The organism is Gilvibacter sediminis, assembly GCF_028561565.1.
GTDB lineage: Bacteria > Bacteroidota > Bacteroidia > Flavobacteriales > Flavobacteriaceae > Gilvibacter > Gilvibacter sediminis.
In genome coordinates this window covers 410,018-434,326 of the sequence record NZ_JAQQTE010000001.1, presented here as the reverse complement: position 1 = coordinate 434,326, position 24,309 = coordinate 410,018, and the positions used below count along the sequence as shown (strand labels likewise).

The following is a 24,309-nucleotide window of genomic DNA, read 5'->3' as shown; positions in this document are numbered from 1 at the left end:
GTTGGTTGCAGGAAAGTGTTTGTTAACGCACAGTTTTAAAGCACTATAAAGTATTATGGAACAATTATTAGAAAATTTTTCGCTCGACTTATTCGTTAAGCAGACCATCTTGTTCTTACTGTTGATCTTTTTGATGGTAAAGTTTGCATGGAAACCTATCCTAAACGCACTTAACGAGCGCGAAGACAATATTCAAGGAGCTCTTGACGCTGCTGAGAAAGCCAAAATGGAGATGGAAAATCTTCAGGCAGACAACAAAAAGTTGTTGAACGAAGCACGTGCAGAGCGTGATGCGATGCTCAAGGAAGCTCGTGATATGAAAGCTAAAATGATCGCTGACGCGAAAGACGAGGCTAAAGTTGCTGCCGATCAAATGATCGCGCAAGCACAGGCTGCCATCGAAAGTGAAAAGAAAGCCGCCGTTGCCGATCTTAAAAGTCAAGTAGCTTCACTTTCTGTAGATATTGCAGAAAAAGTGGTACGCGCTGAGTTGGCAGATGCTGGTAAGCAGCAAAAATTAGTTGAGGACCTTTTAGGTGACGCTAAACTAAACTAGAATTATGAAGAGCAGCAAAGTAGGATTGCGATATGCAAAGGCTGCCCTGCAGCAAGCTATTGAAGACAACAACGTCAAAGCGGTCTTTGAAGACATGCAAGGCGTTCACGCTACTGTAGCCGAGAGCAAAGAGCTGCGATTGGCACTACAGAGTCCAGTTATCAAAAGCAGTGATAAAGAAGCTGTTTTGTTGGAGTTGTTCAAGGGTACTCAAAAGACAACTCAAAACCTGATCAAAGTAATGGCTGCCAATGAGCGCACCCAATACTTAGGCGATGTAGCCGCAGGTTTCATTGGGCTTTATAACGATACACAGGGAGTAAAAGTGGTAAAAGTAACTACTGCTGTTGCTTTAGACGGTGCCTTGAAAGATCAGGTGTTGGCTAAAGCGAAGACCCTTACAGGTAGCGATAACGTGAGCCTGGAGAACGAGATCGATCCAGAGATCATTGGCGGTTTCGTATTGCGCGTTGGAGATATGCAGTACAATGCAAGCATTTCTAACCAATTGAGTACACTAAGAAAAGAATTTAGTAATAGCATTTAATAATTACGCTTTCGGAGCAGTGCTCCGGTAATAAACAGTGATATGGCACAAGTAAATCCAGCTGAAGTTTCAGCAATCTTAAAAAAACAACTATCCGGCTTCGAAGCTACAGCTTCGTTAGACGAAGTTGGAACCGTACTTACCGTAGGTGATGGTATTGCCCGCGTATACGGATTGTCTAATTCTCAATATGGGGAATTGGTAGAATTCGAAAACGGATTAGAAGGAATTGTACTGAACCTGGAAGAAGACAACGTAGGGGTTGTACTTTTAGGCCCATCAAAAGGTATTAAAGAAGGAGCTACTGTAAAACGTACCCAGCGAATCGCTTCTATCAACGTAGGAGAAGGAATTGTTGGCCGTGTGGTAAACACTTTGGGTGAACCAATCGACGGTAAAGGTGCAATTGCAGGAGAGACTTTTGAAATGCCACTAGAGCGTAAGGCTCCTGGGGTAATCTTCCGTCAGCCGGTAAACGAGCCGCTTCAAACTGGAGTAAAAGCTGTTGATGCCATGATCCCAGTAGGACGTGGTCAGCGTGAGTTGGTAATTGGTGACCGTCAAACAGGTAAGACTACTGTTTGTATCGATACCATCATCAACCAAAAAGAATTTTACGATGCTGGTGAGCCCGTATACTGTATTTATGTTGCCGTTGGACAAAAGGCATCTACAGTTGCGAACATCGCTCGTACACTAGAAGAAAAAGGAGCTCTTGCTTATACAACTATCGTTGCTGCAAACGCTTCTGACCCTGCACCGATGCAGGTATATGCTCCATTTGCTGGAGCTGCGATTGGAGAGTACTTCCGCGATACAGGACGTCCTGCTCTAATTATCTATGATGATCTATCTAAGCAAGCGGTAGCCTACCGTGAGGTATCTCTTTTGCTACGTCGTCCACCGGGACGTGAGGCGTATCCTGGAGACGTTTTCTACCTACACTCACGTCTACTAGAGCGTGCGGCTAAGGTGATCAACGATGATGATATCGCTAAGGATATGAACGACCTTCCTGCATCTTTGAAAGACAAGGTAAAAGGTGGTGGTTCCCTAACAGCATTGCCAATTATTGAAACACAAGCGGGTGACGTATCTGCATATATCCCAACAAACGTAATCTCGATTACTGACGGACAGATCTTCTTGGAGTCTGACCTCTTTAATTCGGGTGTACGTCCAGCAATTAACGTAGGTATCTCTGTATCTCGTGTGGGTGGTTCTGCACAGATCAAATCCATGAAGAAGGTAGCAGGTACTTTGAAGCTTGACCAAGCGCAGTTCCGTGAACTAGAAGCTTTCGCGAAGTTCGGATCTGACTTGGATGCGGCTACATTGAACGTAATTGAAAAAGGTAAGCGTAACGTAGAGATCTTGAAGCAAGCTCAGAATGACCCTTACACGGTTGAGGATCAGGTTGCGATCATCTACGCAGGTTCTAAGAACTTACTACGTGAAGTTCCTGTAGAGAAAGTAAAAGAATTCGAGCGCGATTATATCGAATACTTGAACACCAAGCACCGCGGTACTTTGGATACGCTTAAAGCAGGAAAATTGACAGACGAGGTTATCGACACTTTGACAACTGCTGCCAAAGAGATCTCGGCTAAATATCAAGCATAATCAGGGTCGGCATCTCTTTTAAAGGGATGCCAGCCTTCAATGAATAAAGCAACATGGCAAACTTAAAAGAAATACGCAACAGGATCTCCTCAGTATCTTCTACGATGCAGATTACCAGTGCCATGAAAATGGTATCTGCAGCCAAGTTGAAGAAAGCTCAGGATGCGATCACTGCAATGCGTCCGTATGCTGACAAGCTTACTGAATTGCTTCAAAACTTGAGCGCCAGTTTAGAAGGCGACAGTGGAAGTGCATTCGCTGAGCAACGCGAGGTGAACAAAGTGTTGGTGGTTGCTATTACTTCCAACAGAGGTTTGGCCGGAGCCTTTAACAGTAACATTGTTAAGGCGTGTAAGGAGTTGAAAGAGACTACTTATGCCGGGAAAGAGATCGCTTTTATGACCATTGGTAAGAAAGGGAATGACATCCTCAGCAAAACGGAGAATATTGTGACTTTCAACAGCGAGATCTTTGACGATCTAAACTTTGAGAACAGTGCTGCTATTGCACAACAGCTCATGGATATCTTCACTAATGGAGAATTCGACCAGATCGTGTTGGTATACAACAAGTTTAAGAACGCAGCAACACAGATCGTGATGCACGAGCAATTCTTGCCGATCCAACAAGCGTCTGATGATGCTTCTAGCGGAGCTGCCGATTATATCTTTGAACCAAACAAAGAGTACATCGTGGAGCAATTGATCCCTAAAAGCTTGAAAACGCAATTGTTCAAAGCCATTCGTGATTCTGTAGCCAGTGAGCACGGAGCACGTATGACTGCGATGCACAAAGCGACAGACAACGCAGGTGAGCTTAAGGCTTCCTTGACTTTGGAATACAACAAAGCCCGTCAGGCTGCTATTACCGCAGAGATCCTAGAGATCGTTGGTGGTGCAGAGGCCTTGAACGGATAATCACTGATAAAGCTATTATAACTAAGGCTTCTCGGAAACGGGAAGCCTTTTTTGTAAGCAGTAAGTATTTAAAATCTTACTTTTATGGCAAGACTTTTGAAGTTGAGTCTAAAAACAATACTATGAATCAACTACGAACCTTTGGAATTTGGCTGTTAGCCCTAGTTTTTATGGCGAATTCAGACTGCAGTAATAAGAAATTAGAGAACGATCCACCCTTTACGATCACGGATGCTTATTCACAAAAATGGATGGCTGGTGTAGAAATGGGAGGATCTGGTGTTTATTTGATCATTCCAGTGTCTGAAATGGCTGCTGATGTAAAGATCGATTCGGTATACTTCCGCGGACAATTATTAGAACTCGCTACTAAGCCCGGTGATGATAAGGTATATGTGGCGCATTGGACCAATCCAGAAAAGCCAGACATGACCATGAGTGATGCTCCTAACGGTGAGTACGGAAATCCTGTTCCAGAGCTCAACGACAGTTTTAAACTCGCTGCGGATGAGTGCGTGATCCAATATCAGCAAGGCGGAAATACTCATTATACTAAATTCAGCGGAATTCCAGAGCGTGAACAGCTCAATTACCCCAGCGCACCCAATGCAGACGGCGGCTATTAATTAGCTCGTTTAACCAACCTCCAATTCACTATGGTATCAGTTAAGATAATCAACAAGTCCGCGCATCAATTGCCGGCTTATGAAACCAGTGGTTCTGCGGGAATGGACCTCAGAGCCAATTTGGAATCACCTATTGTTTTAAAGCCTTTACAGCGCACCATTGTGCCTACCGGCCTTTTCATGGAATTGCCAGAAGGCTACGAGGCGCAAGTAAGACCTCGGAGCGGTTTGGCTGCCAAACACGGCATAACCGTTCTAAATGCTCCAGGAACTATTGATGCCGATTACCGTGGAGAGATAGGTGTAATTTTGGTGAACCTTTCCGATCAGGAGTTCAAGATCACCAATGGGGAGCGTGTTGCCCAAATGGTCATTGCCAAGTGTGAACAAGCGCAGTGGAATACGGGTCAATCCTTGAGTGAAACCGAGCGTGGAGCCGGAGGGTTTGGCAGCACCGGAAAACAATAGCCTCAAGCAAAAACAATCAAAGAAAAAATCAACCTTATACTATGAAGATCATTGTTCCAATGGCGGGAAGAGGTTCTCGTCTTAGACCACATACTTTAACAGTTCCAAAACCTTTGGTACCCGTTGCTGGGATGCCAATTGTTCACCGTTTGGTTCGCGATATCGCGGGAATACTCAATCAACCTATTGAAGAAGTTGCCTTTGTAATTGGAGATCCTGCTTTCTTTGGTCCTGATGTAGAGGAGAGTCTGACTGAGTTGGCGACGAGTTTAGGAGCAAAAGGAACTATTTACCGTCAAGATAAGCCCTTAGGAACCGGTCATGCCATTATGTGCGCAGAACCCTCTCTAGAAGGTCCGGCAGTAATCGCGTATGCAGATACCTTGATACGCGCAAGCTTTACCTTGGATCCAGAGGCCGATAGTGTGATCTGGACTAAGAAAGTTGCCAACCCTGAAGCTTACGGGGTGGTGAAACTCAACAGTGATGATCATATTGTAGAATTGGTAGAAAAGCCAGAAACCTTTGTTAGCGATCAAGCGGTTATTGGAATCTACTATTTCAAGAATGTGGGTGAGCTAAAAGCGGAGCTGCAATACGTGCTGGAGAACCAAATCATTAATGGAGGTGAATACCAGATCAATGACGGTATTAAGCGCATGATGTCCCAAGGTAAGATCTTCAAGACCGGAACTGTGGATCATTGGATGGATTGCGGAAACAAAACGATTACCGTTGAAACCAATGCTAAGATGCTCAACTTCTTGTATGAGGAAGGTGCAGAATTGGTCGCTAGCGATGTGAGTTTGGAGAATGCCGAGATCATTCCACCTTGCAGTATTGCCTCCGGAGTAGTATTGAAAGATACCACTGTAGGCCCTCACGTAAGCATTGGCGCGGATACTACCATAGAAAGCTCCAACGTTAAAAATAGCATAATACAATCTGAGACCACCATTAAAAATGCTACTTTAGAAGAAGCTATGATTGGAAACAAAGTCCATTTCAACGGCCAATTCAAGGCCATTAGCCTTGGAGACTACTCAGAATTAAAATAATAGACGGTGAAAACGGGCGGGCAAATGCTGATATACTTACTGCTGATCTTTGGATCGGTAGTGCCTGGTTTTGCTCAAGACGATGACATCCTTGCCGATGATCTGGGAAATGTGTCTGACGCCTTTCAGGAGAGCTTTTTTGAAGCGCTTAAGCAAAAGGGTATTCAGAACTATGAAAAGGCCTTAGAAGCTCTTGAAAGCGCTATGAGCGCAGCCGGTTCTGTTACGGACCAACGTGCCGTGGTCTATTATGAAATGGCTAAGAATCACCTTGCTTTGAAACAGTATGAAGCGGCAGAGAACGCTTTGATTGAAAGCGATTCCTATCTATCCGGCAGAAAAGACGTGCAGGAGCTACTCTATGAGGTTTATCACAAGACGCGTGATTATGAGAAGGCCATACCCGTGGTGCAAAAACTGATCAGTTTTGATCCCGTGTATAAAGAAGACCTCGCCAACTTGTACGTTCGTACCGCTCGATTTGACGAGGCTATGGAACTCATCAATGAATTGGACCAGACTGTGGGGCGTAATGCCAAACGTGACGAACTGCGCAAGCGTGTGATCAGTATAACGGGCGATGTGTCCTCTGAGATCACCCGATTAGAGGGAATCACCAACAGCGATGCAGCTACCGAGCAAGATTATTTGGAACTCATTTACCGTTACAGTACAGAGGGTGATTCAGACAAGGCACAGGAAGCTGCTAATATGCTTTTGACCCGTTTTCCGGAGTCTGATTTGGTGCATCTGGCACTGTATAAGTTCGCTTTGAGAGACGGAGAACAAGACAAGGCTGTATCTTCAATGCAGCAGGTGTTGGCTGCAGATGCTATAGACGCTTCTAGCAAGTATAAGGTGCTGGCAGACTTTATGGATTTTGTGGCTGAAAATCCGAATTACGAAGGCGCCTTAGATGAGGCCATTACTACTTTTTCAAGTACGGTGAATAGTTCTGCCTTATGGCAGCAATTGGGTGATTACTTCTTGAGTCAAGATAAACGCGAGAAAGCCCTGGATTTCTATCAGAAAGGAGTGGCCGCGAACAATACGGACTACAGTCTTTTAAAAAATACCTTGCTGCTTCAAATTGATGCCGAGTCCTATCAAGCGGCATTTGATTTGAGTGAGACCGCCTTGGAGATATACCCAGCGCAAGCACTCTTGTATTTGCTTCAAGGAGTGAGTCTGATGGGCTTGGACAAGGCAGATTCAGCCATAGCAATTCTAGAAGAAGGTGTGGATTATGTCATTGATGATCCGGCCTTAGAAAAAGACTTTTACGATCAACTCAGCAAGGCATATAACTTGAAAGGCAACAGCACTAAAGCTGCAGAATACGCCAAAAAAGCACAAGATCTGGGTACTCCATAAACATGCAAAAATTGAAACTACATATCGCCTTTGTTTTAGCCTTTCTGTTGAGTTCCTGCGGAAGTGCTAAGTTGGTTAATGGCTCTAAAGACGCCAACCCAGGCTTTTCAGTTAAGGACATCATTAAGACGCATCAAGCAGCAGAGCCGCAGTTTGAGACTTTGGCTGCGCGGGTCAATGTGGATTATGAGGATGAAAAATCGTCCCAAAATATCACCGTAAGTCTGCGAATGGAAAAAAACAAAGCCATTTGGATCAAGGCTTCCATTTTGGGGATCACGCTTTCTAAAGTCATGATCACTCCTGATAGAGTACAGTATTACGAGCGTATTGGGGGCACCTATTTTGACGGTGACTTTGCTTTGATCAGTGATTGGTTGGGTACGGAGATCGATTTTGAAAAAGCACAAAACATCCTTCTGGGCCAATCCATTTTTAAATTAGAATCTCAAGGGTATAAAAAGAGTGTGGAGAACAATCAATACAAGCTTGCACCTAAGCAAGAATTGGACTTGTTCACCCATTTTCTGGCCCTCAATCCAGATTTCTTTAAAATTGCCAGTCAAGGGATTGATCAAGAAACTAAAGGGCGCAAACTCAGAATGTACTACCCAGACTATCAGAAAGTTGATGATCAGGTCTTGCCTAAAAAGGTGGTGATAAAAGCCTCTGAAAATGACGCAATTACTACTTTGGAAATTGATTTTCGTTCTGTAGATTTAAATATTCCGATTCGATTTCCGTTTACAATGCCAGACGGACTTACTGAAATTCAACTGGATTAATGACTTTACGACTGCTTTTTATCAGCCTACTGACCTTGCTGCTGTGTAGCAATCAGGCGCAGGCCCAAAAAGATGAACGCACTGTTCTGGAGGAAAAACGCCAAGAGATCTTACAAGAGATCAAGCAGATCAACCTTTTACTTTTTGACACCCAGAAGAAAGAACGCTCCGTACTCTCAGAAGTAGAGGATATCGATAAGCGCATCCGTGCGCAGGAAAACCTGATCAGAATCACCAACAGACAGGCCAATCTATTAACTCGAGAGATCAATGTGAATCTCAAAAAGATCGATCAACTCAGAGAAGAATTGGCGCAAATCAAAGAGGACTACGCGCAAATGGTGGTCAAGAGCTATAAGAGCAAAAGCCGCAAAAGCCGCATCATGTTCTTACTTTCCTCAAGGGACTTTTTACAAGCCTACAAACGGGTTCAGTACATGAACCAATATGCCAAATACCGTAAAGAACAAGGGGAGAGCATTCAGCGTAAGACCCTTGAGCTGCAAGAGCTCAACAAGTCGCTTTTGGAGCAGCAAAAGCAGAAGCAAGCCTTGATCGCTGAAAACAAAAAGACCAAAGAAGCTCTTCGCAAAGAAAAAGAGCAGCAAGAAGCTTTAGTGGCTGAGCTTAAAAAGGACGAGTCAAAGTTTGCTAGTCAAATCAGAAGCAAGCAAAAGCAAGCCGATGAGATAGACCGCCAGATCGATGCTTTGGTTCGTGCAGCCATTGTGAATTCCAACAACAACTCCGGGGCAGACGCAACAGGTGGTAGCTCCAGCACCTTTGCACTAACGGCAGAGGCAAAGGCCTTAGGAAACAGTTTCACCAGTAATAAAGGGAAACTGCCGTGGCCAGTGACCAATGGAGTAGTCGTTAAGCGTTTTGGCAAACACAGACACCCGCAATTACCCAATGTAGAGACCTTTTGTAGTGGCGTGGAAATCGCGACATCAACTGGAGCCGATGCGCGTTCCATATTTGACGGCGTGGTCTTGGATGTTAAACAGATCAAAGGCGCTAACAAGCTCGTCCAAATTCAACACGGTAGTTATATCAGTGTTTATTATAATCTGAGTTCGGTCTCGGTAAGTCCAGGCGACAAAGTAACCACCAAGCAGCAAATAGGAACTATTGCCAAGAATCCAGCGAGTGGTAAAACGATCATTAAGCTGTTGATCTACAAGAATACCACGCGCCTCAATCCCGCGGATTGGGTATACAGAATGTAGTTATTGAAATCCTTATTCGGTAAACAAAGCTTTGAGCTCAGTAGCTTCAGAAGGTTTGATCTTTCCCGCCAATACCAAGCTGAGCTGTCTGCGTCTTAGGGCAGCATCATAGCGTTCAATTTCTAGATCACTCTCAGGCTTAACTGGTGGAACGGGAACGGGATTGCCGGTATCATCTACAGCGACAAAAGTATAGATAGCCTCGTTTGCCTTAGAACGCAGTCCGCTTTCACGATCCTCGATCCAAACATCCAAAAAGATCTCCATAGAGCTTCTAAACGCTCTAGAAATACGGGCTTCTACAGTTACCACACTACCTAAAGGAATGGTTCTATTAAAGGCCACGTGATTTACTGACGCAGTTACCACAATTCTACGGCTGTGGCGTCTTGCAGCGATACTCGCAGCACGATCCATACGAGCCAATAGTTCGCCTCCAAACATATTTCCTAAGGGATTGGTCTCACTGGGTAGGACCAAATCGGTAATGATGGTACAGGAATCTTTAGGTGTCTTAGCCTCCATAACTAGAATTTTGGCAAAGTTAAGACCAATTTACTTGGTGAAAAAAAGAATAGGGGACTAGTTGAACTGTTTTACCAAGAGCCAAGCATCTTTATTGTTGCTGTTCTTGATAATTCTAAGGGCGCGCAAAGCGTCTAAACGCTCACTGTGACTTTCATAGCTCACTTGGTGTAAGCCGTATTTGTTTTTACCCAACAAGCGCGCTTCAAAGCCTTGAGCTTGAAGCTGAGCTACTTTTTTGTGGGCATTGGCTTCCTCTCGGAATGCTCCAGCAATGATGTGGTATTTGCCCTGATATTTTGGAAGATTAACCTCTAAGCTCGGCAAAGGGTTAATCACAAAAGTAGCTTCTTGAATACTGTTCTGAACGCGGTCTTTAGCGTCTTGAGTTTGCACGTAGTTGTGCTCTTTTACTCCAGATTCATAAATCTTAAGACCTCCAAAGCTCGCAAGTCCTATCGCTACAAGTCCAATAGCGGCATATCTCAAATACACCGGACGCTGTTTTGTAGGGGTGAATAGTAGTGGCTCTGGCTCTGAGGTAATAACTTCCTCAACCTGCTCTGGAGAGCGATTTACAGCCGGTTGCACAAAATGCGACAGTCCAAAGGATTCCGTCAGGTAGTTATTCTGCGCTGTTGGCTCAAAGCTGATCTTGTTTTGATCCATAGAAAGAGAACCAACAGCCTCAATCAGGATGTTTTTCCCCGCTTCTAATTCATGCTCTAAAAAGCGCGTATAGCTGCGGATACTGTCTAAAGCTTCTGCGTAACTAACATCTTTGGCCTTGGCAATATGATCAGCCAACAAGCCGTCATTGGATTGTAATTGTCTATTGAAAGACAACAATTTGCTCGGTGGATAAAAAGCATCCGTAGATTCATGAATCCTTGCTGGTTGATACTGTGTAAGAAAAGCACCAAATCCAGGCAGAATAACGCATTCGTATCTGTAGAGTAAATCGCTGATGTATTGATCAAGCCGCATAAAAACAAATTTAGCATTTTTTGAATCCCACCAAGTACCTCACCTAAGAACTTATTAACACTGGTAATTATGTCGTAATTTTAATGACCCTCCCCTGCAATTTTATCGAATTTGAACACTGCTGATCTGCTGCCAGTTATGGTCTTGTATTGCCAGAAAGGGCTGAGTAATGCCTTGGCGAAAAAATTATTGAACTATTTCAAGCAACCTGAGGCCGTAGTTGATGCCACAAGCACCCAGCTCAAATCCATACCCTGGTTTCCACAACGGCTTTTATCCCATTGGAACTGGGAAGAAGCGAGAAACACAGCGTTGAAACAAATAGAGGCGATGCATAAACACGGCGTTAGTGGTTTGACCTATACTGATGTCAATTACCCGTCTCAATTAAAACACTGCATAGATGGCCCCATTATTCTATTTTACAAAGGTCGTCCGCCTTGGCAAAAGCGGCGCTGGTTATCTATAGTTGGCACACGCAAAATGACCACTTATGGTCAACAACAGTGTGCAGCGCTAGTTCAGGCTTTGCGACCTTATGACCCTGTTATTGTTTCTGGTTTGGCCTTTGGAATTGATGTGACCGCACATCAAGCTGCATTGGCCAATGGAATGCAGACCGTGGCTTGCTTAGCACAAGGTCTGGATCAGGTTTACCCCAAAAGGCATACTAAGATCGCCGGACAGATAGCGCAACAAGGAGGATTGCTTTCAGAGACTTTGATCAATGCCGGATTTCACAACCGCTATTTTATAAGACGCAACAGGATCATTGCCGGACTCTCAACAGCCACCATTGTGGTCGAATCTGCAGAGCGCGGAGGAAGTTTGACCACTGCGGAGATGGCCTTCTCTTATAACCGTGAGGTTTATGCGGTACCCGGCAGATTGACCGATTCCCAAAGCGCGGGCTGCAACAGTCTTATATCCAAACAGCTTGCGCAGGTATATACCTCTGTTGAAGATTTAGTGAGCGATCTGGGTTGGGATCAAGATCCCTCTGAAGTCCAAACAAAACTGCCTTTGCGGATTCTTGAAGTATTAAAACCAGAAGAACAGATGCTTTTAGCGCTCTTTGATGGAGACGCACATATGCACATTGAACAGCTGAGAATCTTATGGAAAGGTCCAAGTGGGAACTTAGCGGCCATGCTGCTGTCCATGGAACTCAAAGGCTGGATCAAGCCGCTTCCTGGTCAGCTTTTTAAGAAAGTCTAGTAACCAGTCTTCTCGCGCACGCGACCAATGACCTCATTGGCCACTTTGCTCGCTTTCGCTGCACCTACGGCCAAGGCTGCATCGATCTCGCCCAAATTGTCCATATAGTAATTGAAACGCTCGCGAACTGTGGCAAATTTATCAATGATCAACTCGTAGAGCGCTTGTTTTGCATGACCGTATCCAAAGCCTCCAGCGCGGTATTTCGCAGCCATTTCCTCGGTTTGATCTGCAGTAGCCATTAAAGAGTACAAGGCAAAAACATTACAAGTATCTGGATCTTTAGGATCTTCTAAAGGCGTACTGTCTGTTTGGATGCCCATGATCTGTTTGCGCAATTTCTTATCGGCCAAAAAGATATTAATGGTATTCTCTCTAGACTTACTCATCTTATTGCCGTCGGTGCCTGGAACGTACATGGTGTCTTTTTGTAATTCCGTTTCTGGTAGCACAAAACACTCGCCCATTTTGGCGTGGAATCTGCTGGCAACATCACGAGTGAATTCCAAGTGCTGTTGCTGATCTTTCCCCACAGGAACAATCTCAGCATCGTAGGCCAAAATATCTGCAGCCATCAACATAGGATAAGTAAAGATCCCGGAATTGACATCTTCCAATCGATCTGCCTTGTCCTTAAAAGAGTGTGCCAAGGTTAAACGTTGGTAGGGGAAGAAACATCCCAGATACCAAGCCAACTCGGTCACTTGTGGAACATCACTTTGTCTGTAAAAAACCGTCTTTTCAATATCCAAGCCGCATGCTAGCCAAGCTGCTGCAGTACGATAGGTATTGTCTCTAAGCGTTGCAGCATCTTTGATCTGTGTTAAAGAGTGCATGTCTGCAATGAATAGAAAAGATTCGTTCTCTGGCGATTCTGCCATTTGAATCGCTGGCAAAATAGCACCGAGTAAGTTCCCCAAATGCGGAGTGCCTGTACTTTGAACGCCGGTTAAAATTCGAGCCATAGTGATGTTTTTGGCAAAGTTACTTTTTTTACAAAGTTTGCTCTAATGAATTAGAACTGATTTGGAATTTTTATTTTTGAGCCTCATGCATTGGATCGGCGCCCCTTTTAAGATTTTATGGCGGATATGGTTTTACCTTCTGGTCGCCCTGCCTATCGTGGTGCTTTTTCCGGTATTACTGATTCTTATTTCCAGAGATGCATGGTATCCACTTTATTTTAAAATAGCCCGCGGATGGGGCCGGTTCGTTCTTATTGGAATGGGTTTTTGGCCGAACGTAAAACGCTTAGAAAGACACAATAAAGACCAGAGTTATATGTTTGTGGCCAATCACCAGTCCATGACCGATATCATGCTTATGCTGCACGCTGTAGGGCGTCCTTTTGTATTTGTTGGAAAAAAGGAGCTTTCATCGATACCTGTTTTTGGATTTTTTTACAAACGGACCTGTATTTTGGTAGATCGCAGTAACGCACAAAGTAGAAAGGCTGTTTTTCAGCAGGCGCAAGAGCGACTCAATAATGGTTTGAGCATCTGTATATTTCCTGAGGGCGGTGTGCCTGATGATGAATCCGTCATTTTGGATAGCTTTAAAGACGGAGCTTTCCGTTTGGCTATAGAACATCAGATTCCTATCGCTCCACTGGTATTTTACGACAACAAAAAGCGTTTTCCTTTTCGTTTTTTCGGAGGGGCTCCGGGAAAGATGAGGGCACTTGTACTTCCTACTATTCCAACAGCCGGCATGGAACTGCGGCAAAAGCAAGAACTCAGAAATCAGACTAGAGAATTGATCTTAAAAGAACTCGAAGTTCAAAAATTGCTAAAAAAATAGCCGCTCTCGTAGCGGAGAGCGGCCTTAAGGCATTATTGCGAGCGCAATAACTAACCTAACCAACTAAAAAACTAACCTAAAAGCTGAATCTCAAACCGCTGTAGACTCCCATATAATAGGGTTGAGAACCTATACTGGAATCTGAATACGGATTGAGTTGATATTTAAATACAGGCTCCACGTTGATCGCAAAGCGCTTGCTAATGTCATATTGTAAGCCCATCCCCACGTTGGTTGTGAAGCTCAAGCTGTTCAAGTTTCCAACACTACCCAAAGTGGTTTCGCGTTGACCGCTTACGGCGGTTATAGAATTGTCTTGTAAGAAAAGCGTACTGAATCCACCAAATACATTAACCTTAAAACGATTGTTCACTACCGCATAGGATAATTCTAGCGGCACTTCCCAATACTCAAACTGCTGATTTAGGAAACCTTCAAAAGCGTCAATAGGAGGGATGTCTAAACCTTCCGTCGGTGCCGCTTGGGCAAAACGATTTGCCAAAGTTCCTTTATCACCTACCGAATAAGCAACCTGTCCGTTGACAAATTTTGAACCTACATTAAAAGCTGCAGGAGCAACTGCAAACTCAATGTCGTTGGTGTTTACGCTGAGGTTCACTCGATTCACCCCAGATCGTACCGCCAACCTATTATTTACCTGATACTGAACTTGTACCCCATAACTTAAATTGGCATCTGCAGAGGTGCTGTTATCAGCAAATTCTGAACCTACAGTAGATCCTTCCCCAAAAGAACCGTAAACCACAGGAGCCGCCTGTGGCACAACACTCCAGCGTTGATCAAGATTATCTTGATCGTTGAGCTCAAGGGCTGTTTCGGTATCTTTTTGGTCTTCAATGGCGTCAAAGATGGAAATCTTGCCCTCTTGGTCATCACTGACTTCTGGGTCTTTAGAAATTTCTTCATCAACGGTCACTGCAGTAGTTGTGGCACCTCCGGTTTGACTCTCTAGCAAGGTATCAGCCGTTTTATCATCCACAACTGTAGTTTGGGTATCAGCGCCTCCCGCTACAGCCGTAGTGGTTTGCCCTGTATCTTGTTCGTTATCGTTAGTGTCTTTTGTGCTATCTGTAGTGGCAACGCCTGTGGTTTGGGCGTCAAAAGCAGTATCTAAAGCTGTTTTGTCTATACCTTTTTGGATGTTGGTTTGCTGTGTGCCTTGAGTAGCCACCGCATCTTTTTGATCTGCTACCAATCGTTTGGCGTCTGCCTCCGAAGCTTGTTCAATAGTACCTTCAGTTGCTCCATCATTCGGCCCATCCGCAACAGCATCAATGGAACCATTGTCTAACAACAAGTCGGTAGACGGTTTTTGGTCTTGACCAGTTGCATCCTCAGTTTGTTCTGCAGGAATATTATCTTCCGTAGAAAACGAATTGGCAGGTTCTGAATCCGGCCAGAAAACACCGCCAACTGTCAAAAGCAAGGCGAGTAAGGCCGCAACACCACCAGCACGCCACCAGATCGGGATGATCTTGCGATCTTCCTTTTCTTCCTTCTTAAGAGCAGCCTGAATGCCCTCCCACACCTCTGGTGGAGGGGTTGCTTCAAAGTCTTTGAAGCCCTCTTGAAAAATTCTATCTATGTGCTTTTTATCGCTCATTGTTTAATATCCTTCGGCCGAACTATTGCTGTTATAAGCCGTAATCTTTGTTTTTAAAATCATCCTAGCTCGTGCCAGGTTTGATTTAGAGGTTCCAGCAGAAATATCTAGCATTTCTGCAATATCGTTGTGCGAGTATCCATCCATCGCATAGAGGTTAAACACCAAACGGTATCTGTCTGGTAGCTCTTGAATGATTTTTAAGAGATAATCCAAGGGAACTGTCGTATCCTCTACTTGCTCGTCTACTGCTTCTATTTGCTGCTCATTGACCAAGTCAAAAACCCGTTGCTTGCGGTATTTTTGCAGCACAGTGTTTACAGTAACACGCTTTAACCAACCTTCAAAAGAACCTTTGTGTTTAAATTGACCAATGGTCTTAAAAATGGTTATGAAAGCGTCTTGCAGGTTGTCTTGTGCCTCGGTATAATTGCGCGAGTACTTGAGACAAACCGAAAATAATTTGGCAGAATACAACTGATAAAGCTCGCCCTGAGCTTTGGCTTCGTTGTTTTTACATCTGTCTATAAGTGCTTCCAGAGCCACTTTGATCCGCGAATTTTATTACTAACACGTAAGCATGGTTCAACTTAGTTCCCCTGCTGCACAGTGAGCAACCATAGTCTCGGAGTCAATGTGTAGATGATAAAACTCCGCTAAGGTTGCGTATGAAAGTATAAAATTTTATTCATTGATGATCGCGATGGCCTCTTTGATTTTGGCCTCGAGTTCATCCATAAGATCTGGATTGTCTTTGAGAAGTGTTTTTACGGCATCTCTACCTTGACCCAATTTGGTGCCATCATAGCTAAACCAGGAACCGCTTTTCTTCACGATCTCGTAGTCTACGCCTAGGTCAATGATCTCTCCAGCTTTAGAAACACCAGTTCCGTACATGATGTCAAACTCTGCGGTTCTAAAGGGTGGAGCCACCTTGTTCTTCACCACTTTAACTCGAGTTTTGTTTCCAATAACAGCGCTGTTTGAATCTTTGATCTGAGTAGATCTGCGGATATCGATACGTACCGAAGAATAGAATTTCAAGGCGTTACCTCCTGTGGTGGTTTCTGGATTACCAAACATGACTCCGATCTTCTCACGAAGCTGGTTGATAAAGATCACCGTACAATTTGTTTTGCTGATGGATCCGGTGAGTTTTCTCAAGGCTTGAGACATCAGGCGGGCGTGAAGTCCTACTTTAGACTCACCCATTTCTCCTTCAATCTCACTTTTTGGCGTCAATGCCGCCACAGAGTCAATAACAATAATGTCAATAGCGCCAGAACGGATCAAATTATCAGCGATCTCCAAGGCCTGCTCACCGTTATCTGGTTGAGAGATAATCAGGTTCTCAATATCCACTCCTAACTTTTCTGCGTAATAACGATCAAATGCGTGTTCTGCATCAATAAATGCTGCAATACCACCATCTTTTTGAGCCTCTGCAATGGCGTGCAAAGTAAGCGTGGTTTTACCTGAAGATTCCGGACCGTAAATCTCGATGATCCTTCCCTTGGGTAATCCACCAACGCCTAAGGCTAAATCTAACCCTAATGAGCCTGTTGAAATGGCGTCAACTTGCTGAACAGCAGCGTCTCCCATTTTCATGACCGTACCTTTTCCGTAGGTCTTGTCAAGCTTGTCTAAAGTTAATTTTAAGGCTTTTAATTTGGCGTCTTTTTCGTTACTCATATCGGCAGTATAATGTGGTTGAAGATAGAAGGCTAAAATACTACTTCTTTTACTTAATTTCAATCAAATCACGCAACCATTTATGAATTTACAGTCTATCAGATACAAAGGGAAAATTCATTGCTGTGAAATATGTTAAACAAACCGAAATGGTAAATAAAAAAGGACTGGCAGTTACCCAAGTAGTCATTTTCAACTGCCGCCTCGACGGTGGCTAGCTACGCCTGTAGTCACTCTTAAAAAATTAAAAAGTATTAACGAATTAGCCATTCGAAAAAAAGCGCCGGAAATTCCACTCCAGCGCTTTTTTTTCGCACTAACTACTTGGTCAGACTATCTGTTACAGCACAAATCTTCTTCAAAATCGAAATTGAAATGCACTTTTAAATTTCACCGTAGCGCTGCTATGCTGAAATTTATAAAGCCCTCGATTTTTTTGCATTTTTGCGCTTCTCAACGCTACTCTTCCCTGTAGTTAGTGCATTCTTTGGTCATTTATATTAATAAATTACCTTTGCGGTCAATTACTTTTTCATTCAACTTAAACGCAAGTATAGCATGCAACTGTACAACAAATTAAGTGCGATTGAAAGGGCAGAGTTACTTGAACAAGCCGGTGAAGACCGTTTGACCCTTTCATTCTACCAATACGCCAAAATTGGCAATCCCGAATTATTTCGCAATCACTTATTCATTGCCTGGAACGATATGGAGGTTCTGGGAAGGATCTATGTGGCCCATGAAGGCATCAACGCTCAGCTTTCTGTACCCGCGAAGCGCTTTGAGGAATTCAAGAATTTCTTAGACGGAATTTACTTTTTAGAGGGTTGTAGACTCAATATCGCCGTAGAACAGGATTTGAAATCCTTTTTAAAGCTGAAGGTAAAGGTCAGACACAAGATCGTTGCGGACGGTCTTAATGACGAAACCTTTGACGTGACCAATAAAGGGGTTCACGTAGATGCTCAAACTTTCAATGAGCTTTTGGAAGATCCAAATGCCGTGGTGGTGGATATGCGCAATCATTACGAGAGTGAGATCGGGCATTTCAAGGGAGCGGTTACTCCAGATGTTGACACTTTTAGAGACTCTTTGGATATCATAGAAGAAGACCTAAAAGACAATAAAGAGGACAAAAAATTGGTCATGTACTGCACCGGAGGAATCCGCTGTGAGAAGGCCAGCGCTTACTACAAGCACAAAGGATTCCAGCAAGTATACCAATTAGAAGGTGGGATCATTGAGTACACCCGACAGGTAAAGGCGCAAGAATTGGAGAATAAATTCTTGGGCAAAAACTTTGTTTTTGATCACCGACGCGGAGAGCGCATCAGTGAGGACATCATTTCTAATTGCCACCAATGTGGAAAGCCTTGTGACACCCACGTGAATTGTGCCAATGAAGCTTGCCATTTACTCTTCATTCAGTGTGAAGAATGTGCTGCAAAGATGGAGAGCTGCTGCAGTACAGATTGTCAAGAGGTTATCCAATTGCCTTATGAAGAGCAAAAAAGATTGCGTTCAGGACAGCACAACAGCAACAAGATTTTTAAGAAAGGCCGTTCAGAAAAGCTCAAGTTTAAAAAGTAATTAGACCTTTTTAAGGGGCAACAGATACGGTAATTATACCTATCTTAGAGGTCGAAATCAAGTATTAACTTCCGACTCGAATTGGACACTTTTCGAGCAATATATATATCACTCTATGGCCTGTTCTTCTTGTGCCTCCGCTGCGGATGGCCTGCCAAAAGGCTGTAAAAATAACGGAACTTGTGGCACCGATGGCTGCAACAAACTAACCGTTTTTGATTGGTTGGGCAATATGGCTTTGCCTGCAGAGATGACCCCATTCAATGCGGTTGAGGTACGCTTTAAAAACGGACGCAAGAATTACTACAGAAACAGCGAGGGTTTAACGCTTTCTATTGGAGACATAGTCGCGACAGAAGCTAGCCCCGGTCATGATATAGGTCAAGTAACCCTTACTGGAGAATTGGTTCGGGTGCAGATGAAGAAAAAGCGCATCAAAGAACCGCTTGAGGAGCTACCCAAGATCTATCGCAAGGCGGGACAAAGAGATATTGACATTTGGCAAAAGGCAAGAGATCGTGAAGAGGCCATTAAAAAAGAGTCTCGTGAGATCGCGATCCGTTTGGGCTTGCAGATGAAGATCTCTGACGTGGAATTTCAGGGAGATGGCTCCAAGGCTATCTTTTACTACACGGCAGAAGATCGTGTGGATTTCAGACAACTCATCAAAGATTTTGCACGCGCATTCAATACGCGTATTGAGATGAAGCAAGTTGGCTTTAGACAAGAAGCTGCCCGTTTGGGTGGCATTGGATCTTGTGGACGCGAACTCTGTTGCTCTACTTGGTTGACCGATTTCAGATCAGTCAATACGGCTGCTGCACGCTATCAGCAGCTTTCTTTAAATCCGCAGAAATTAGCGGGTCAATGTGGGAAACTCAAGTGTTGTTTGAACTATGAACTCGATACCTATCTGGATGCATTAGAGAACTTTCCTAAAAGTGATGTTCGTCTGCAAACCAACAAAGGAACTGGAGTCTGTCAAAAGATTGACATCTTTAAAGAACGTTTGTGGTATGCCTATGAAGGCGACTGGATGCAGTGGTTTGAACTCTCAGCGACCCAGGTTCGTGAAATCATGACCGTAAATAAAAAGGGTAAGAAGGTAACTAGCCTCGAGGACTATAAGGTAGAGATCAACTTGAGTACTTTTGAGTTTAATGACGGTGCCGGTCAGGATAGTTTAACACGATTCGATCAGCCTAAAAAACGCCGCAAAAAACGAAGAAACAAAAACCGCAATCAAAAGCGCAATAACGCTCCAAAATCAAAACAAAAGTGATCCGAATTACAGGCATAGCAATAGTGTTGGCACTGCTTTTGAGTAGTTGTACTGGCGATGCCGTTTTTAGTAGTATGACTTCCTTTTCTGATGGATGGGATCTAACCGATACGGTTGAGGTCAGTCTCCCTGAAATGGACTCTACCGCGGCTTATGACCTTTTTATCAATGTGCGTAACACCAATGATTATCCCTTCAATAATTTATTCCTGATTGCGCGTATGGAGTTTCCACAAGGAAAGGTGGTCACAGATACCTTGGAATATCGCATGGCAAATCCAGACGGAACTTGGATGGGTAGTGGTTTAGGAAGTGTAAAAGAGAACAAGCTTTGGTATAAACAAGGCGTGCGCTTTGCAGAACAAGGCGAATATAAATTGAGCATAGTTCATGCGGTCCGCAATAATGGAGCGGTAGATGGCGTTGAACGATTAACAGGCATTACGGACGTGGGAATCAGTGCAGAGCTTCCCCAAACAGACTAACTATGGCAAAACAAGCAGCAAAGAAAGAAGCTATGGAAAAGTCTCAGCTTAGAAAGTACATCTTTCTATTTTGGAAGTTGGTAGCTGGAGGCTTTTTATTCATTATCCTGATGTTCTTATTGGCCTCTTGGGGCGTTTTTGGAAAACTCCCTGATGAGACGGCTTTAGAAAATCCAGAAAAGGATCTCGCCACAGAGATTATCTCTTCTGATGGAAAGACCATTGGAAAATTCTACAAAGAGAATAGAACACCCATAACCTTTGATGAACTTCCTCCGCATTTGGTGGAGGCCTTGATCGCAACAGAGGACGCTCGCTTTTACGACCACTCTGGAATTGACGCCAGAGGATTTGTGCGCGCTGCTGCCTTTTTAGGCAAACGCGGAGGGGCAAGTACCATTACCCAACAGTTGGCCAAGCTGTTCTTTACGGATGACGTGGCCAGTAATACGGTAGAGCGTGTGATCCAAAAGATGAAAGAATGGATCATTGCGGTGCGTTTGGAAAAACGATACACCAAAGAAGAGATTGTGGCCATGTATCTCAATGAAATGGACTTTATCTTTCAAGCGGTGGGGATCCGATCCGCCTCTAATATCTACTTCGGGAAGGAGCCCAGAGATCTAAACATTGAAGAGAGTGCCATTTTGGTCGGAATGCTTAAAAATCCGCGCCAATACAATCCCAAACGTGAGATTTCTAAAGCCAAATCGTTGGCACGACGCAATGTGGTGATCAGCCAAATGGCCAAGTACGAATATATCGATGAGCAAACCCGAGACTCTTTGACGGCCTTGCCTTTAAAGATCAACTATACTCCTCAAGGCCATGATGAAGGAATCGGAACTTACTTTAGAGAGTATGTTCGTAACTATATGAAGCAGTGGGCTAAGGACAATCCTAAAACAGATGGCACTACTTATGATATCGATAGAGACGGACTTAAGGTTTACGTGACCATTGACTCCCGCATGCAAGAGTTTGCAGAAGCTGCTGTGGACATGCATATGTCTAACCTACAGGCAGAATTTGACAAGCAAGGTGCCAAGAATAAAACGGCTCCTTTTAGAGATATTACTCAAGATCAGATTGACGGAATCATGAATGCTGCGATGCGACGTTCCGATCGCTGGCGCACTATGAAACGTCAAGGAAAATCAGAGAAGGAGATCATTGCTTCTTTCAATGAAAAGACAGATATGCGCATCTTCTCTTGGGGAGGCGACATTGATACTTTAATGACTCCGATGGATTCCATTCGATATTACAAAGGCTTCTTGAGGGCTGGATTACTTTCTATGACGCCACAGACCGGAGAGATCAAAGCTTGGGTTGGTGGAATTGATTATAAGCATTTCAAATACGATATGGTTAAGACCGGTCAGAGACAGATCGGGTCAACCTTTAAGCCGTTCGTATACGCTACGGCCATTGACCAAATGCATATGTCTCCTTGCGATACCTTGCCAAATACACCTTATTGTATTCCGCAGGGCAAGCATGGAAACATGAAAGAATGGTGTCCGAAGAACTCCAACGCAGACTATGGCGGAACCATGAGTTTACGAAATGCCTTGGCAAACTCCGTAAACACCGTTACAGCGCGTTTAATAGATCGCGTAGGACCAAAACCTGTTATTGAATTGGTAGAGCGCATGGGAGTAGATCCTGAAGATATTCCCGAAGTTCCCTCTATTGCGCTAGGAACGCCAGACGTGACCCTTTATGAGATGGTTGGTGCTTATGGAACCTTTGCGAATCAAGGGGTATACATTAAGCCGATCTTGATCACACGCATAGAGGACAAGAACGGTACTGTTTTGGACCAAGCTACTCCAGAGGCTAAAGATGTGATCTCAGAAGAGACCGCTTATGTGACCTTGAGTTTGATGGAAGGAGTGACTCAAGCTGGTTCTGGACAGCGATTGCGACATAAATGGGCAGTCAATACGGCCAAGTACAAAGCGGCTGTGACGGGTTATCCTTATGAATTTACGAATCCTATCGCAGGAAAGACGGGAACCACACAGAACAACAGTGACGGTTGGTTTATGGGAATAGTCCCTAATCTGGTGACTGGAGTTTGGGTTGGTGGTGATGACCGCGCAACGCACTTTGCCTCAACCGCCTATGGAGAAGGAGCAACTATGGCGCTTCCTATCTGGGCCATTTATATGAGAAAGTGTTACGATGAAGGATTGGATGTATCTGATGGAGAATTTGAAAAGCCGGAGGACATTACCATAGAAACAGACTGCGAAAAATGGGCTGAAAACAACAAGCCTGAAGAAGAAGTGCCTAACGAATTCGAGTTTTAATCGAGAACCTATGATCAATAAAACCGTTGCTAATGTAGAAGAAGCCTGCCAAGGCGTAGCATCAGACATGACCTTTATGTTTGGAGGCTTTGGCCTAAGTGGTATTCCTGAGAATGCCATTGGCTACTTATCTAAACAAGATATTTATGGCCTCACTTGCGTCTCTAACAATGCCGGTGTGGATGATTTTGGTTTGGGACTTTTACTGCAGCGTAAACAGATCAAAAAAATGATCTCTTCTTATGTAGGAGAGAATGCCGAGTTTGAGCGACAGATGCTCAGTGGAGAGTTAGACGTGGAATTGATTCCGCAAGGGACTCTAGCTGAACGTTGCCGAGCTGCTCAAGCAGGATTTCCTGCATTTTATACCCCTGCCGGCTACGGAACAGAGGTTGCAGAAGGCAAGGAGGTTCGCGAGTTTAACGGCAAGAAGCACATCTTAGAATATGCTTTTGATGCTGACTTTGGTTTTGTAAAAGCCTGGAAAGGAGATACAGCCGGGAATTTGATCTTTAAAGGAACTGCGAGAAACTTCAATCCGAACATTTGTGGGGCGGCTAAGATCACCGTCGCTGAGGTAGAGCACTTAGTACCTGTTGGGGAATTGGATCCAAATCAAATTCACATTCCTGGAATATTTGTACAGCGCATTTTCCAAGGCGTTGTCTATGAAAAACGCATTGAACAACGAACCGTAAGACCTAGAGAATAATGGCATTAGATAAGAACGGAATTGCAAAACGCATTGCACAAGAAGTAAATGACGGCTATTATGTAAATCTGGGGATTGGTATTCCTACGCTTGTGGCTAATTACGTTCGAGACGATATTAGCGTAGAGTTTCAAAGCGAAAATGGTGTATTGGGGATGGGACCTTTTCCCTTTGAGGGAGAGGAAGATCCAGACATCATCAATGCAGGTAAACAAACAATCACCACCTTACCGGGAGCCTCATTCTTTGACTCTGCAATGAGTTTTTCTATGATTAGAGGAAAACACGTCCATTTAACTATTCTTGGTGCCATGGAGGTTGCAGAGAATGGAGATATTGCCAACTGGAAGATCCCAGGAAAGATGGTTAAGGGTATGGGAGGCGCTATGGACTTGGTAGCCAGCGCAGAAAATATCATTGTCGCTATGATGCACACCAACAAACGCGGAGAATCCAAATTGCTCGAGCGTTGTTCCTTACCGATCACTGGCGTGGGTTGTGTAAAGAAGGTAGTGACCAATCTCGCGGTCTTGGATATCACTTCTGATGGTTTTGTACTGCGCGAGCGCGCACCAGGGGTTTCTGTGGAGGAAATCGTGAATGCTACAGCCGGAAAACTTCATGTTCCGGATACCGTACCTGAAATGAACATTTGATTTTTATTGCCTTGAAACGTAGGAAATTACGTATAGGTATGTTAAAATGTTAAAATAAAGTGCATTTCGTCTAATAAAAAGGCACTTAATCGCGAATTTTAAATTTTTCGCGCATCTTAGCAGTCCCTAATTAAAGTAACATAACCTACTATGCTAATGGCGATTAAAAATACACTACGGTTAATAACAACCTTCCTGTATTTAGCTAAAAAAGTTTTTTTGTTAATGTAAAATACA

The 24,309-nt window shown here is 44.0% G+C and carries 24 protein-coding genes; 18 read left to right on the top strand and 6 right to left on the bottom strand.

All coding sequences use genetic code 11. From position 1 onward, the window contains the following. Positions 1-55: 55 nt before the first annotated feature. From POW22_RS01925 to POW22_RS01880, 10 genes are all read left to right on the top strand, one after another. Positions 56-556, top strand: coding sequence for a F0F1 ATP synthase subunit B (locus POW22_RS01925; protein WP_272830787.1), 501 nt, complete (start codon positions 56-58; stop codon positions 554-556). Positions 557-560: 4 nt separating this feature from the next. Next, positions 561-1,103, top strand: coding sequence for an ATP synthase F1 subunit delta (gene atpH, locus POW22_RS01920; protein WP_272830785.1), 543 nt, complete (start codon positions 561-563; stop codon positions 1,101-1,103). Positions 1,104-1,145: 42 nt separating this feature from the next. Continuing rightward, on the top strand, positions 1,146-2,726 hold the full coding sequence (gene atpA / locus POW22_RS01915; RefSeq protein ID WP_272830783.1) for a F0F1 ATP synthase subunit alpha: 1,581 nt from the start codon (positions 1,146-1,148) through the stop codon (positions 2,724-2,726). 53 nt (positions 2,727-2,779) lie between these two features. Further along, a complete protein-coding gene (gene atpG, locus POW22_RS01910) occupies positions 2,780-3,643 on the top strand; it encodes an ATP synthase F1 subunit gamma (RefSeq protein ID WP_272830782.1) in 864 nt (287 codons plus the stop codon). Between the two features lie 122 nt (positions 3,644-3,765). After that, positions 3,766-4,269, top strand: a complete 504-nt coding sequence (locus POW22_RS01905) for a hypothetical protein (protein ID WP_272830779.1) — start codon at positions 3,766-3,768, stop codon at positions 4,267-4,269. Positions 4,270-4,299: 30 nt separating this feature from the next. Then, complete coding sequence (gene dut, locus POW22_RS01900) at positions 4,300-4,737, top strand: dUTP diphosphatase (RefSeq protein ID WP_272830778.1); 438 nt, start codon at positions 4,300-4,302, stop codon at positions 4,735-4,737. Between the two features lie 41 nt (positions 4,738-4,778). Continuing rightward, positions 4,779-5,795, top strand: a complete 1,017-nt coding sequence (locus POW22_RS01895; RefSeq protein WP_272830777.1) for a sugar nucleotidyltransferase — start codon at positions 4,779-4,781, stop codon at positions 5,793-5,795. 24 nt (positions 5,796-5,819) lie between these two features. Beyond that, the gene (locus POW22_RS01890; protein ID WP_272830775.1) at positions 5,820-7,169 is read left to right on the top strand and encodes a tetratricopeptide repeat protein; all 1,350 of its coding nucleotides are present in this window, start codon (positions 5,820-5,822) and stop codon (positions 7,167-7,169) included. 11 nt (positions 7,170-7,180) lie between these two features. Next, positions 7,181-7,954 carry a lipoprotein insertase outer membrane protein LolB1 gene (gene lolB1, locus POW22_RS01885; protein WP_272830774.1) on the top strand — a complete coding sequence of 258 codons (774 nt, stop codon included), beginning with the start codon at positions 7,181-7,183 and terminating at the stop codon, positions 7,952-7,954. Beyond that, positions 7,954-9,183 carry a murein hydrolase activator EnvC family protein gene (locus tag POW22_RS01880; RefSeq protein ID WP_272830772.1) on the top strand — a complete coding sequence of 410 codons (1,230 nt, stop codon included), beginning with the start codon at positions 7,954-7,956 and terminating at the stop codon, positions 9,181-9,183. The genes lolB1 and POW22_RS01880 overlap by 1 nt, the downstream gene beginning before the upstream one ends. Before the next feature lie 12 nt (positions 9,184-9,195). Here the strand turns inward: POW22_RS01880 and POW22_RS01875 are convergent, their stop codons facing one another. Both POW22_RS01875 and POW22_RS01870 read right to left on the bottom strand, forming a co-directional pair. Beyond that, on the bottom strand, positions 9,196-9,708 hold the full coding sequence (locus POW22_RS01875; protein ID WP_272830771.1) for an acyl-CoA thioesterase: 513 nt from the start codon (positions 9,706-9,708) through the stop codon (positions 9,196-9,198). A gap of 57 nt (positions 9,709-9,765) precedes the next feature. Next, a complete protein-coding gene (locus POW22_RS01870; protein ID WP_272830770.1) occupies positions 9,766-10,695 on the bottom strand; it encodes an HU domain-containing protein in 930 nt (309 codons plus the stop codon). Between the two features lie 111 nt (positions 10,696-10,806). Between POW22_RS01870 and dprA the strand changes: the two genes are divergently transcribed. Then, a complete protein-coding gene (dprA, locus tag POW22_RS01865) occupies positions 10,807-11,913 on the top strand; it encodes a DNA-processing protein DprA (protein WP_272830768.1) in 1,107 nt (368 codons plus the stop codon). Here the strand turns inward: dprA and trpS are convergent. Continuing rightward, positions 11,910-12,878, bottom strand: coding sequence for a tryptophan--tRNA ligase (gene trpS / locus POW22_RS01860; protein ID WP_272830766.1), 969 nt, complete (start codon positions 12,876-12,878; stop codon positions 11,910-11,912). The genes dprA and trpS overlap by 4 nt on opposite strands. A gap of 259 nt (positions 12,879-13,137) precedes the next feature. On the opposite strand from trpS, the gene POW22_RS01855 reads away from it, so the two are divergent. After that, positions 13,138-13,713 carry a lysophospholipid acyltransferase family protein gene (locus POW22_RS01855; RefSeq protein WP_336407696.1) on the top strand — a complete coding sequence of 192 codons (576 nt, stop codon included), beginning with the start codon at positions 13,138-13,140 and terminating at the stop codon, positions 13,711-13,713. A 76-nt stretch (positions 13,714-13,789) separates the two neighbouring features. On the opposite strand, the gene POW22_RS01850 is transcribed toward POW22_RS01855, so the two are convergent. The 3 genes from POW22_RS01850 to recA form a co-directional block, all read right to left on the bottom strand. Further along, positions 13,790-15,337, bottom strand: a complete 1,548-nt coding sequence (locus tag POW22_RS01850; protein ID WP_272830765.1) for a hypothetical protein — start codon at positions 15,335-15,337, stop codon at positions 13,790-13,792. A 3-nt stretch (positions 15,338-15,340) separates the two neighbouring features. Further along, complete coding sequence (locus tag POW22_RS01845) at positions 15,341-15,883, bottom strand: RNA polymerase sigma factor (RefSeq protein WP_272830764.1); 543 nt, start codon at positions 15,881-15,883, stop codon at positions 15,341-15,343. Positions 15,884-16,021: 138 nt separating this feature from the next. Then, positions 16,022-17,029, bottom strand: coding sequence for a recombinase RecA (gene recA, locus POW22_RS01840; RefSeq protein WP_272830762.1), 1,008 nt, complete (start codon positions 17,027-17,029; stop codon positions 16,022-16,024). A 558-nt stretch (positions 17,030-17,587) separates the two neighbouring features. Here recA and trhO point away from each other — a divergent pair. The 6 genes from trhO to POW22_RS01810 all read left to right on the top strand — a co-directional run bounded on the left by trhO (position 17,588) and on the right by POW22_RS01810 (position 24,072). After that, positions 17,588-18,619, top strand: a complete 1,032-nt coding sequence (gene trhO, locus POW22_RS01835) for an oxygen-dependent tRNA uridine(34) hydroxylase TrhO (RefSeq protein WP_272830761.1) — start codon at positions 17,588-17,590, stop codon at positions 18,617-18,619. Positions 18,620-18,734: 115 nt separating this feature from the next. Further along, positions 18,735-19,901: a PSP1 domain-containing protein gene (locus tag POW22_RS01830; protein WP_272830759.1), complete on the top strand. Its 1,167-nt coding sequence runs from the start codon at positions 18,735-18,737 to the stop codon at positions 19,899-19,901. Beyond that, complete coding sequence (locus tag POW22_RS01825; protein ID WP_272830757.1) at positions 19,898-20,386, top strand: gliding motility lipoprotein GldH; 489 nt, start codon at positions 19,898-19,900, stop codon at positions 20,384-20,386. Before POW22_RS01830 ends, POW22_RS01825 begins: the two co-directional genes overlap by 4 nt. 2 nt (positions 20,387-20,388) lie before the next feature. Beyond that, a complete protein-coding gene (locus tag POW22_RS01820) occupies positions 20,389-22,704 on the top strand; it encodes a penicillin-binding protein 1A (RefSeq protein ID WP_272830755.1) in 2,316 nt (771 codons plus the stop codon). Between the two features lie 10 nt (positions 22,705-22,714). After that, entirely contained in the window at positions 22,715-23,416 is a 702-nt protein-coding gene (locus POW22_RS01815; RefSeq protein WP_272830753.1) for a CoA transferase subunit A, read from the top strand. After that, positions 23,416-24,072 (top strand): 3-oxoacid CoA-transferase subunit B, encoded by a 657-nt coding sequence (locus tag POW22_RS01810; protein ID WP_272830752.1) that lies wholly within the window; start codon positions 23,416-23,418, stop codon positions 24,070-24,072. Before POW22_RS01815 ends, POW22_RS01810 begins: the two co-directional genes overlap by 1 nt. The last annotated feature ends 237 nt before the right edge of the window (positions 24,073-24,309 follow it).